Here is an 11,699-nt window from a genome sequence, read left to right as displayed (position 1 = left end):
TCGTGTTATTGTTATAATTACGTGTTATCTATATAAATAATGTGCAAAGTTACGTATTATTTCCGACACGAGGCTTATCCCGAGGTTAAAATCTCTTGTAAAAGAGAGAAATTAGCCTTTCCCGCCATCACTTCAGCCACTCTCGGGGCGCAGCTCGCCTGGCGCCCTACCCTCTCCACGACCGCTGCGATGACTTCCGGCGGTCGTGGAGAGCCATTAGCATCAGTGGGATGGACCTCGGCTGGCTCGTGCCTTCCGATACGTGGTCACGTGCCTTATGATACGCGGTCACGTAACTTACGATACGAGCCCTCGTGACTATTGATACGAGCCAGCAAGGGCGGTCACGGTGTGGCTGTAGCTGTCTTCCTGTGCGCTTGGGTTAGACTGTGGGCTGACGAGGATGGTCGGGGGATGGCGTATAAAAAAACATAAGTTTTTCCTTTGCATTGTCTTCGACTTGCACTACCTCTACGGCTGTCGCCGTGAAGGTAGGCGGCGGTTCGGAAATAAAAATAAAAGATTTTATTTTGTATTTCTCTCACCTTGCACTACCTTTGCAGCATGAAAGAAATGATGTGTGTATGTGTGGGAAGCTGCTTCGGCGGCTGTCTGCGTTATCTCGTGGGCCGATGGATGGAACTCTGGGTGCCGGCAGCGTCGTTTCCCTATGCCACATTGGCGGTCAATGTGGTGGGGTGCTTCCTGATAGGCGTGCTGGCGGCGATGGCCAATGTCGGCGGAATATCGCCTATGGCCAAGCTCCTGCTGGTGACGGGGTTCTGTGGAGCCTTCACCACCTTCTCTACATTCATGAACGACAACCTGCTGATGGCCCGCGACGGACAGATGCTGGCGGCGCTGCTCTACACCGTGCTGAGCATGGTGCTGGGCATGGCGGCGGTGGTGGCTGGCTATCAGGTGGTAAAATAATGAACTATAACGCGCCCCAGGGCGACAACAATCGACAGGTATGAACCAAATCTGCTGTATAGGACATATCACTCACGACCGTATCATCACTCCCCAGCGCACCATGGAGATGGCGGGAGGTACGGCACTTTACTTCTCATGGGCGCTCCACGCCATAGACCCTACATTCGACTTCAGTCTGGTCACCAAGGTGGGCGACGAGTCGATGGACGAGGTACGGAGGCTCCGCGAGGCTGGTGTCGATGTGACCCGATACGGCTGCCCCCACTCCGTGTTCTTCGAGAATGTCTACGGCTCCAACCTCGACGACCGCCGGCAGCGCGTGCTCGCCAAGGCAGAGCCATTCACCATCGACGAGCTGATGCACACCTCTGCCCGTGTCTATCATCTCGGCACGCTGCTTCCCGATGATTTCTCGCTCGACACCATTGCCTGGCTCCGCCAACGTGGCATCGTGTCTATCGACGTCCAGGGCTATCTGCGCCAGGTGGTGGGCGAGGACGTGGTGCCCATAGACTGGGACCAGAGCCGCTCGCTGCTTTCTCAGGTCGATGTGGTGAAGCTCAACGAGATGGAGATGCAGGTGGTGACGGGCATGACAGATGCCCACGAGGCGGCCCGCTACATCGCATCGATGGGCGTAAGCGAGGTGGTGCTCACCTTTGGCAGCATGGGCTCTATGATTTATGCCGGCGGCAGCTTCTACGATGTTCCGGCTTACGCTCCACGAGAGGTGGTCGATGTCACGGGCTGTGGCGACACCTACTCGGCGGGTTATCTCTATGGTCGCTCTATGGGCATGGATTATGGCGAGGCTGGCCGTCTGGCTGCCGCCATGTGCACACTCAAGATAGAGCGTGCCGGAGTCTTCACGGGCAGTCGTGAAGATGTAGACAGAATATTGCAGGGTTAGCCGCGCAACAGCCGTCCGATGATGCGGCTCACCTCATCGGCGGTGATTTTTTGGGTATGCTTGTTCTCTATTTTCATCAGTTCGTCGCCCAGTTGTGCGGCGAGCTCCAGGTCGTGTGTGCTCATGAGTATGGTCTTGCCCTCGTCGTGGGCGAGTCGGGCAAGAGTCTTCATTACGGCCACCTTGCTGGGATAATCGAGAAAGGCGGTAGGCTCGTCGAGCACGATGACGGGTGTATGCTGTGCCAGGGCTTTGGCTATCATCACCTTCTGGCGCTCGCCGTCGCTCAGTCTGCCCATGCGTCGGGTGGCGAGCGAGTCTATGCCTACTGTCTGCATTGCCTCGCTAACGAGGCGGCGGTCGTCGTCGCTCAGCCTGCCCCAGAACCCCGTGTAGGGGGCTCGGCCCATGCCCACCATCTCTGCGGCGGTGAGCGAAGAGGTGAGCGGACGGTCGGTGAGCACCACGCTCACGAGGCGTGCCACCTCGGCGGCGCTCATGGTGGTGATGTCGCTTCCGGAGATGGTCACCGTGCCCTCTATGGGTGGCTGGAAACCGCACAGCGTGCGCAGCAGGGTCGACTTGCCTGCACCATTGGGACCGAGCAGACATACCAAACGGCCACAGGGCAGCGAGAGACTGATGTCCTCGACTACTCTGTGGCCGCGATATCCTACGGTGAGACGGTTGGTCGTGATGGCTGTCATGGCGGGGGTCACTTCCGGTGGCGTATGTCGCGCTCGGCGTTTCTCGACTCTATCACCTTGGCGATGGTGATAAACCGATAATAGGCGTCGAGCGACGCATTGATGAAACCGGGCACGCCTTTGCATATCTGTCCTTTGAAGAAATAGGCCTTGACGAAGCGGAACAGGGGGTCAAAGACCAGCTTGAAGGCGCCATAGTGCTTGCCGCGCTTCTTCTCGACCTCGTTGTCGGTATACTCATTGGTCTTGTAGACTCGTGTGCGTATCGAGTCGTCGGCCAGATGTATCAACGCCAGTTCGCGGCGACGCCTCGGGATATATTCTATGCGGCCCTGGACGGTGGGGAATGTGTGTACATAAGGCGGCCAGACGGTTCCCTCGCGGATGAAGAAGCGCAACTGGTAGTCGGGATAGGCAAAGAGGCGGTGCATGAAGTATCCCTTTCGCGGTATATACAGTCCTTGCGGGCAGTCGGGTTGGCTGATGCGCTGGTAGAGATAGTCGCGCAACTCGGCGGTGATAATCTCGTCGGCATCGACGACCAGCACCCAAGGACATAGAGCTGACTGTATGGCAAAGGTTCGGGCTGGTTCGGCACTCTTATGGTCAGCTTTAGGGAATGTAACCACGCGTGCTCCCAGTCGCTCGGCTATGGCCACGGTGTCGTCGGTACTCTCCATGTCGCATACCAGCACCTCGTCAAATCCCTCGGCGGCTCGGATGACCTCTTCGAGCATGGCGGCGGCATTGTAGGTATTGATGACCACCGAAATCTTGTGTTCGTTATTCTCCATGACGTGCTATGTTATTTTCGGGTGATACGGCGCCACAGTTTCTGCAGCTTCTCCTTGACCGAGGGATGCCAGCTGTGGGCGCAGTAGTGTATGCAGTAAGATGCGGGGGTGACCTCGTGGCGGTTGCCGGCGAATATCTCTGAGCGGTAGATCATGATGTTGTCGCTGAGCTGCTGGTCGCGGTCGGCATAGATAAATCCGTATTTCTCGGCGACACGGGCATAGATCTGCGGCGACACCACGTCGGTGGCGAGGGTACCGTCGGGCTTGATGAATGGCTTGTCCTTATACCAGTCGAGCACATCCTTGATGAAGGGAGAGCCTGGCTCGGCGCCCATCACGGCTGCCTGTATCTGGATGCCCGATACAAATCCCTCCTTGATGCGCTTGCCCTCGCTGTCTATCATCGCCATCGCGCCATCGCGCTCTATCTGGATGGGGTGATACTCCAATGACGACATGAAAGAGTGGTTGAGCAGGTCGTCGAAGGGCTTCAGAACCAGCACATCGGAGTCAAGATAGATGCCACCCTCATGGTAGAGGGCGTACATGCGTATGTAGTCGGCGGCGAAGGCCCACTTGCGCTGGCGGATGGCCTCGCGCACATAGTCGGGAGCACCCTCGACATCAAAGTTCTGGGCGTTCCATAGCTTTATCTCGTAGTCGGGCATCACCCGACGCCATGTCTTCATGCACCGTTTAATCTTGGCTGGGTACGGGTCGCCGCTCATCCAGCAGAAATGTATCTTCTTAGGTATCATAGTAATACAGTATGTGTCTATATATAAACTTGGTAATTACAAAGTTAAGCCAAATAATCAATTCCCACAAGCATTTTGATGCTTATTTTCATGAGAGTTGTCTTTATTCTCATTCCAGATTTCTTCAGCCAGGTATTTGTCACTGCGGCAGTGCAAATCGGCAACTCCATCTTCAAGGAGCGACAGCATATCAGAGTCATAAAACATATCCATCGCCTCCTTCAGCGTGATGTCGTGCATCTCGCTTATCTCCTTGATGATTCGCGCATACTTCGCCTCAAGTATAGCATGAAAGGAATCGTCGTGTACGTTCATAATCGGATACTGCTTTTATAAGTAAGACATCTGTCAATAACTTCTTGGTTACTGATGCAAATCTGGTGATTGACTTTTTCAAAGACAAGTCGCTTCAGGGCTGTTTCTTTGGTAATGTCTCCAGCGAAGAACAGGTCTATGGTGCGGAACACCTTGTCGTTGGCAATTCCACCCATAATGATGTCATAGTTCTCGACATCTCTGCCGGTTCTGCATTGGGCTACAAAGTCAAGCCACTCCTCATTATATTTGGTAAAGGTCTTTACGCGATAAGCGAGGTAAGCCTCGTCCAACTCGTAGATGTTGAGCCAAGCCTCCTTGTTGCGCCGCAGGAAGCGCAGAGCGTATTTCTCGGCCTGCTCTCTGATGGTGGTCATGTAGAAGCCTTTCCCAAAATCCAGAAAAGCCCTTGAGTGAACCACATCCGGCCTGTCTACAATAACGCTTGACGCATGATATACTTCCATTAGCCAATTACTCCTTTTTCTTTCATATAGTCAATCAGGTCTTCGACAAGGTAATCTTTGCCGAAGGTATGGAGGACGTCGTAACTTGGAATGATGTAACCGCTCAATATGCCAGAAGACTTCAGTCGATGATAGACTTCTTTGGGGCATAGGTTCAGCTTGCGCGAGAGGTTACCTATGCAGTAAGTGATAAAGTCTACGGTGTCGATATTCATACTCTTGCTGTTTATTTCCAGTTCCAAAGTTAAGCCATTATTTTCTATTAGCCAAGCAATTTCCATGATTATTTCGCTGCTTATGTTGTATTTATTGTGTAACTTTGTTCCTATATTTATTAATAATGTATATACGAATAACGCATTTAGTCTTGGCGGCGCTGGTGATGATGGCCTGTGAGAGGCCAGCCAACCCGGCAGCCGACAGTGAATTCACCGACGAGCTGCGGCTTGCCACCACACCTGTCAAGAACCAGGGGGCGAGCAGCGTGTGCTGGATGTATGCCATGCTCTCGACCATTGAGACCGACCGGCTCAGCCAGGGCGACTCCGTCAATCTCTCTGTGGCGTTCCCGTTGCGCCGCTATATAGAGGAAGGGGCTGCCGAGGCCATGCTCGGTGGCAGGCGCCACGCCATCACGATGCGCGGCACAGCCTGTATGGCTCTGAGTCTGCTCGACACCTATGGCGCCGCGCCCTACGACAGCTATCCCGCCGAGGGAGTGAACTATGACGCCTTGGCACGTGGTGTCAACGCGATGGCACGCCGTTCACAGTCTCTCAGCCACTTGCGCCGGCAGGTGGGCGATATGCTCGACAGCCGTATGGGTGCTCTCCCCCAGCGTGTCTATATGCTCCATGCCCAATACAGCTTCGGCGAGTTTGCCCGAAGCGTATATGCACAAGACTACCAGGCTCTCACCAGCTTCACCCATCATCCCTTCGGACGCAGGGTGGTGCTCGAGCTGCCCGACAACCACCGCCGCGACAGCTTCCTCAATGTGCCCCTCGACACGCTGATGCACGCCATAGACCGGGCGCTCGACCAGGGCTACGCCGTGTGCTGGGAGGGCGACATCTCTGAGCCCGGTTTCTCCTTCAGCCGTGGTGTTGCCACCCTACCCCACTCTTCCCGCTACGACCAGCAGTTGCGACAGCGCTGGTTTGAGCGCCGACAGACCACCGACGACCACTGCATGTGCATCATAGGCCGTGCCCACGACCGCCAGGGCCGTCCCTACTACATCGCCAAGAACTCCTGGGGCACGGACAATCCGTTCGGAGGCATGATGTACATCTCCCGCGACTATATCAGAATGAAAACCATAGCAATAGTAATCAACAATGAAACTTGTCATATTCGACTTTGACGGCACCTTAGCCGACACCGAGGCACTCATCACCCAGACGATGATGAAGACCATTGAGGCCATGCACCTCGAGCCCCGCAGCCGCGAGGAGATAAGGGCCATGATAGGGCTGCCGCTCAAGGAAACCTTCACGCGGCTTATTCCTATGACCGACGCCACCGGAGATGCCTGCGCCCGACTCTACCAGGAGATATTCGCACGCGACAACCAGCCCGGAGTGGTCCAGCTCTTCCCCCACGTGAGGGAGACGCTGCAGAAGCTCTATGACGCCGGACTCACGCTGACCATCGCCACCTCGCGCCAGCGCTTCTCGCTCATGGTCTTCCTTAGAGATATGCAGATAGAGCATCTCTTCAGCCACATCGTCACCGTCAACGATGTGGAGCATGCCAAGCCCGCACCCGACATGGTCGTCCAGACTATGGAGCGCATGGGAGCGACGCCCGACGAGACCATGATGGTGGGCGACGCCGTCTACGACATACAGATGGGCGTCAACGCCGGAGTACACACCACCGCCGTGACCTACGGCAACGGTTCGCGCGAGGAGATGGAGGCGTGCGGTGCGCAGCATGTCATCGACGACTTCGCCGACCTGTATCAAGTAATCGTATAAATGTAGCAAGATATGAGAAAACTCTTAGTTATCGTAGCGCTGCTGTCGCTGACAGTGTGCGCAGAGGCGCAGAACGCGCGTCAGGAAATCAAGAAGAACCCCCGCGTATCGGCCAGTGGCTATCTGGCTTACCCCGGTCCGCAACGCCGGCTTACCCCCGCGCCCAAGGGATACAAGCCTTTCTATCTGAGTCATTATGGACGCCACGGTTCGCGTTACCTTATCGGTACTGCCGACTACGACCGTGCCTATCTTACCCTCATGCGCGCCGACAGCCTGGGCCAGCTTACTGCCAAGGGACGTGAGGTGCTCGACAAGGTGGCACGCATACGTCAGGAAGCCATGCACCGCGATGCCGAGCTCACCCAGCGCGGAGCCGAGCAGCACCGCCAGATAGCCCGAAGGATGTGGGAGAGATTTCCCGAAGTCTTTGAGGGCAAGACCAATGTAGACGCCAAGAGCACCGTGGTGATACGCTGCATCCTGTCGATGGAAAACGCACTGCAGGAACTCGTGAGACTCAATCCCCAGCTCAACATCACCCACGACGCCAGCCAGCACGACATGTACTACATGAACCAGGACGATAAGGTGCTCTACAAGCAGAAGATGGCGGGTGGCACCAAGGAGCTGCTCGACAGCTTCAAGCGCCGCCACCGTGACGACAGCCATATGCTGAGTCTGCTCTTCCGCGACCCCAACTGGCTCGGCAAGGCTAAAGCTGACAAACTGGCCGACCGACTCTTCAAGCTGGCAAGCAATGTACAGAGTACCGAGCTGCGCCACCAACTCTCGCTCTACGACATCTTCACCGACGAGGAACTCTACCAGCACTGGCTCTGCAACAATGCCTTCTGGTATCTCACCTATGGCCCCAGCACCATCAATGGCGGCAACCAGCCCTTCTCTCAGCGCAATCTGCTCCACAAGATTATATCCCAGGCCGACAGCTGCATAGCTCTGCCCCACCCCGGTGCCACACTGCGCTACGGCCACGACACGATGGTGATGCCGCTGGTATGTCTGCTCGACCTCAATGGCTACGGACGACCCGTGAGCGACATCGAGCAGCTGCCCGCAGTGGGATGGTGCGACTACCGCATATTCCCCATGGCATGCAATGTGCAGTGGATATTCTACCGACGCTCTGTAGACGACAAGGACGTGCTGGTCAAGATACTGCTCAATGAAGACGAGGCGCGCCTGCCTATCTCTACCGACTGCGCGCCTTATTACCACTGGAGAGATGTGCGCCGCTACTATCTCGACAAGCTCGCTTCCTACAAGCCGCAGCCACTCCAGAAGTAATCCCCGACCCCACCCCGATAACGCCAATCGCCGCTATGTCTCTGCTGACATGGCGGCGATTGCTGTCTATGGCTCCGTCCTACTGCGCCTTTGGCTCGGCGGTCCACGCCGTGGGACTTATGCCCGTCACCGTGCGGAACACCTTGGCAAAGTGTGAGTAGTCGGTGAAGCCGCATGCCAGCGCCACGCTCTTGAGTGGCATCTCGGGCTTGGCAGCCATGATGGTCTTGGCGCAGTTGATGCGCGTGATGCGTATGAGTGCCGCCGGCGACTGGTTGATGAGCCCCGTCACCTTGCGGTGCAGCTGTCGGGCGGTGATGTTGAGGTCGTCGGCCACCATGGTCACGGTGATGTCTTCGCCCTTGTTGATATGGGCCACTATGACCTGCTCCACGCGGGCGAGGAAGTGGTCTTCGATGGCGTCGTCGCTCACGGGAGCCTGGGTGATGGTCTGCGCATACTTGTCTCTGAGCATGATGCGCTGTTCGAGCAGCTTGGCCACGCGGGTGAGCAGCTCTTCGGTGTTGAAGGGCTTGACCAGATAGGCGTCGGCACCTGCCTTGATACCCTCGATGCGGTCTTGCTCGGTCACGCGGGCAGTCACCATGATGATGGGTATGTGGGCGGTGAGGTCGTTGGCGCGTATGGCGCGCGCGAGGGCCATGCCGTCCATGTTGGGCATCATCACGTCGGTGATTACGAGGTCGGGAATTATCTCTCCGGCGCGCTTGAGTGCCTCGACGCCGTCGCGCGCAGCCACCACTTCATAGAAGGGTTCGAGCTGGCTGCAGAGCAGGTCGGCCACATCGGCATTGTCTTCGGCCACCACGATGATGGGCTTGCCCGAGTTGCCTATCTCGGTCTCGGTCACCGGGTCGGCAGAGCGGTTCTGTATCGGCATGACGATGTGGAACGTGGTGCCCTTGCCCACCTGGCTCTCGGCGGTGATGGTACCGTTGAGGTGGGATATTATCTCTTGTGTCAGCGCCAGTCCTATGCCCGTTCCCTTGGCTTCGCCCGTGTCTCCGGTGGTGTAGAACGGCTCGAAGATATGGGCGAGCTTGTCGCTGCTGATGCCATGACCCGTGTCGCTCACGTCGATGTGCAGCCGGTCGCCGCGCTGATAGAGGTTGACGCTGATAGTGCCCCCGTTGGGTGTGAATTTCAGTGCATTCGACACCAGGTTGCTCATCACCTTGTTCACGTAATCGGGCACAAAGTCCATCTCGATGGCCTGGTCGTAATGATACTTGAGCGTCACGCCGCGGTTGGCGGCATAGTCTATATAGGTCTCGAGCAGCATGGCGACCTGGGCGCAGATATTGCCGTGCTGCCAGTTGGGCTCGCCGATTACCGACTTGACCTTGCTGATGTCCAGCAGTTGGGTGACGAGCGTGAGCAGGCGGTTGCCCTGCCGCTCTATGGTCGACGCCTTGTCGCTGACCGACTGTGGCACCTCCGTGTTTTCCCTGATTTTGCGGCTCAGTCCGAGTATCACCGTCAGAGGCGTCCGGAACTCATGGGTGATGTTGGTAAAGAAGTCTTCGCGCAGCCTGCTGGCCTCTCTCATCATCTCCATGCTGCGGTGGCGCATGCGCTGCACGTAGAGCAGTGCGCTGATGACCGCCAGGAGCAGTATCACCGTGAGTCCGAAGAGCCATGCGCTCTGCTGGCGTATGCGCTTCTCGGTCTGCAGTTCGTTCTGCGCCATGTCGACCATCTTCTGCTGTCGCGTGCGCTCGATGTTGATGCCGATATTGTGTATGCGGTCCAGCTTCTCGTTGTCCAGGATGCTGTCCTGATAGGCGGTGGCGATGAGATGGTGGTCGAGCGCCTCGTGGTAGCGGCCCTGGCGCTGCATGAGCTGGAAGTAGAGATGGTGTACCTCGACGATATGCTCCCACGAGTTGATTTGGCGAGCCGTGGCGTCGGCCCTGTCGAGCAGCGCCTGTGCCTTGGCGTCCTCGTGGGTGTGATAATAGACCGAAGCCAGTGCCAGACGCGGCTCGAGAGCGTGCCAGAGGTCTTTCAGGTCGGTCATCATGCGGTCTGACTGTTCGTATTCGCGCAGCGCGAGGTCGTACTGCTGGCGTCTCTCATAGATATTGCCGAAGTAGAGGTGGCAGAGAGCCATGCCCAGCAGATTGCTGTCCTTCTTGTTGTAGAACATGGACTGGCGGTAGTAGTCGAGAGCCTTCTCGTCATCGCCGCGGGCACTGTAGATGGAGCCCAGGTTGGCATAGTTGATGGCCTGGCCCGTGGCGCTGCCCAGCTGGTGCTCGCCCTCGAGCGCCTGGCGGAACACGCTGTCGGCGTCGTCGTAACTGTAGATAGAGAGGTAGATATTGCCCAGTCCGTTGAGCGCCTTCACGCGGTTCTTGCGCATCTGGTAGGTAGTGTCGGACGACTCGTCGCAGAGTGTGAGCGCCTGGTAGTGGTAGCTCTGCGCCACGTCGAGCATGCCCATGCGGCGGTAGTCGGTGGCAATGTTGTTGAGCGCCTGTATCCACTCGCTGCTGTCGCCCACAGCGCGGGCCATGTCGAGTCCGCGTATGTGGAGTCTGAGAGCCTCGTCGTAGCGGCTGGCGTCGCGCTCCTTCTTGCCCTGCTGGCGCAGCGTGGCAAGGCTGTCGCGTATACTTTGGGTCTCGCTCTCGCTCGGGCTGCCGTGTTGGCAGCAAGTCAGGATAAAGGCGAGTGCCGTGGCCCATAGCAGTCTGGTCAGAGTGTGTAGCATATAGGTCATGGAGTTATCAGATGACAGTATTCTCTTCCTTGCTGCAATATTCGGAAAAAATCGTGAAATGACCAAGCATTTCGTTAGATTTTTCGCAAATTGACACCGAAAAGGTGCAGATTTATTATAAATGTCCGATACATACCACTTATTGTCCGAAATATACCAGTGGTTTGGTTAATAATTGTCGACCTTTGCAGCAGAGTAATGACAGTGGTCATAGAGGTAATTGATAATCTCTTTCCTTATGTGGTTTCAACATCCGTAAATTTTTGCAGGCAATCGTGAGATAACCCTATACAAAATCCATCAGATGACGCAAAGGCCCTCTTTACCTTCGACCGAAGGTAAGGGGGGCTGATTTTTTTGCCCATCAAGGTTGGGGGAGTTGAGCTACCCTTTGCTCGCATGGGTCTACCCTTCTGTTCGCACCGAGCATCACCCCAACAGCATGGAAATTCCCCTTGCGCGCACCGAGGGTGCCTTGATAGAGCAAGAGCTACCCTTTGAGCGCACCGAGGGTGCCTTGATAGAGCAAGAACTACCCTTTGCGCGCACCGATGGTCACCCCAACAGCATGGAAATTCCCATTTGCTCGCACCGAGGGTGCCTTGATAGAGCATAGAGCTACCCTTTTGCTCGCACCGAGGGCGTCTTGGCTGGCTCGTAACATACGATACGTGAGCTCGTGCCTTATGGTACGCAGCCTCGTGACATAAGAAACGTGGTCACGTGACTTCCGTTACGAGCCGCCCGATGCCCTCTCTCCGCTTGCCTGGCGT

At 56.4% G+C, this 11,699-nt stretch carries 14 protein-coding genes; 7 read left to right on the top strand and 7 right to left on the bottom strand.

Features of this window, described 5'->3' with window-relative positions; genetic code table 11:
* Positions 1–39 precede the first annotated feature (39 nt).
* The 3 genes from CIK92_RS13525 (at position 40) to CIK92_RS12265 (ending at position 1,846) form a co-directional block, all read left to right on the top strand.
* Positions 40–318, top strand: a complete 279-nt coding sequence (locus CIK92_RS13525) for a hypothetical protein (protein ID WP_144289429.1) — start codon at positions 40–42, stop codon at positions 316–318.
* 255 nt (positions 319–573) lie between these two features.
* Positions 574–933, top strand: a complete 360-nt coding sequence (gene crcB, locus CIK92_RS12270; RefSeq protein ID WP_254046091.1) for a fluoride efflux transporter CrcB — start codon at positions 574–576, stop codon at positions 931–933.
* 40 nt (positions 934–973) lie between these two features.
* On the top strand, positions 974–1,846 hold the full coding sequence (locus CIK92_RS12265) for a PfkB family carbohydrate kinase (protein WP_094389258.1): 873 nt from the start codon (positions 974–976) through the stop codon (positions 1,844–1,846).
* On the opposite strand, the gene CIK92_RS12260 is transcribed toward CIK92_RS12265, so the two are convergent.
* From CIK92_RS12260 to CIK92_RS12235, 6 genes are read right to left on the bottom strand one after another with little or no spacing between them, the layout of a single operon-like run.
* Positions 1,843–2,553, bottom strand: a complete 711-nt coding sequence (locus CIK92_RS12260; RefSeq protein WP_094389280.1) for an ABC transporter ATP-binding protein — start codon at positions 2,551–2,553, stop codon at positions 1,843–1,845. The genes CIK92_RS12265 and CIK92_RS12260 overlap by 4 nt on opposite strands.
* 8 nt (positions 2,554–2,561) lie before the next feature.
* Positions 2,562–3,347 carry a glycosyltransferase family 2 protein gene (locus CIK92_RS12255; protein ID WP_094389257.1) on the bottom strand — a complete coding sequence of 262 codons (786 nt, stop codon included), beginning with the start codon at positions 3,345–3,347 and terminating at the stop codon, positions 2,562–2,564.
* An 11-nt stretch (positions 3,348–3,358) separates the two neighbouring features.
* Positions 3,359–4,108 (bottom strand): glycosyltransferase family 32 protein, encoded by a 750-nt coding sequence (locus tag CIK92_RS12250; RefSeq protein WP_022310942.1) that lies wholly within the window; start codon positions 4,106–4,108, stop codon positions 3,359–3,361.
* A gap of 57 nt (positions 4,109–4,165) precedes the next feature.
* Positions 4,166–4,423, bottom strand: a complete 258-nt coding sequence (locus tag CIK92_RS12245) for a DUF3791 domain-containing protein (RefSeq protein WP_094389256.1) — start codon at positions 4,421–4,423, stop codon at positions 4,166–4,168.
* Positions 4,420–4,890: a DUF3990 domain-containing protein gene (locus CIK92_RS12240; RefSeq protein WP_094387558.1), complete on the bottom strand. Its 471-nt coding sequence runs from the start codon at positions 4,888–4,890 to the stop codon at positions 4,420–4,422. The genes CIK92_RS12245 and CIK92_RS12240 overlap by 4 nt, the downstream gene beginning before the upstream one ends.
* A complete protein-coding gene (locus CIK92_RS12235) occupies positions 4,890–5,132 on the bottom strand; it encodes a DUF3791 domain-containing protein (protein ID WP_254046090.1) in 243 nt (80 codons plus the stop codon). Before CIK92_RS12235 ends, CIK92_RS12240 begins: the two co-directional genes overlap by 1 nt.
* Before the next feature lie 98 nt (positions 5,133–5,230).
* On the opposite strand from CIK92_RS12235, the gene CIK92_RS12230 reads away from it, so the two are divergent.
* The 3 genes from CIK92_RS12230 to CIK92_RS12220 are packed head-to-tail and all read left to right on the top strand — an operon-like array spanning position 5,231 to position 8,180.
* Positions 5,231–6,256 carry a C1 family peptidase gene (locus tag CIK92_RS12230; protein ID WP_254046089.1) on the top strand — a complete coding sequence of 342 codons (1,026 nt, stop codon included), beginning with the start codon at positions 5,231–5,233 and terminating at the stop codon, positions 6,254–6,256.
* On the top strand, positions 6,231–6,872 hold the full coding sequence (locus CIK92_RS12225) for an HAD family hydrolase (protein WP_094389255.1): 642 nt from the start codon (positions 6,231–6,233) through the stop codon (positions 6,870–6,872). Before CIK92_RS12230 ends, CIK92_RS12225 begins: the two co-directional genes overlap by 26 nt.
* Positions 6,873–6,884: 12 nt before the next feature.
* Positions 6,885–8,180, top strand: coding sequence for a histidine-type phosphatase (locus tag CIK92_RS12220; protein WP_094389254.1), 1,296 nt, complete (start codon positions 6,885–6,887; stop codon positions 8,178–8,180).
* Positions 8,181–8,259: 79 nt separating this feature from the next.
* Here CIK92_RS12220 and CIK92_RS12215 read toward each other — a convergent pair whose 3' ends face one another.
* Positions 8,260–10,917 (bottom strand): ATP-binding protein, encoded by a 2,658-nt coding sequence (locus tag CIK92_RS12215; protein WP_158214795.1) that lies wholly within the window; start codon positions 10,915–10,917, stop codon positions 8,260–8,262.
* Between the two features lie 451 nt (positions 10,918–11,368).
* On the opposite strand from CIK92_RS12215, the gene CIK92_RS13850 reads away from it, so the two are divergent.
* Positions 11,369–11,542, top strand: a complete 174-nt coding sequence (locus tag CIK92_RS13850; protein WP_158214794.1) for a hypothetical protein — start codon at positions 11,369–11,371, stop codon at positions 11,540–11,542.
* Positions 11,543–11,699 lie beyond the last annotated feature (157 nt).

Source organism: Prevotella sp. P4-67 (assembly GCF_002251325.1).
Taxonomy (GTDB): Bacteria; Bacteroidota; Bacteroidia; order Bacteroidales; family Bacteroidaceae; genus Prevotella.
The sequence above is the reverse complement of the archived record's forward strand: the minus strand, read 5'-3'. Positions and strand labels throughout refer to the sequence as shown.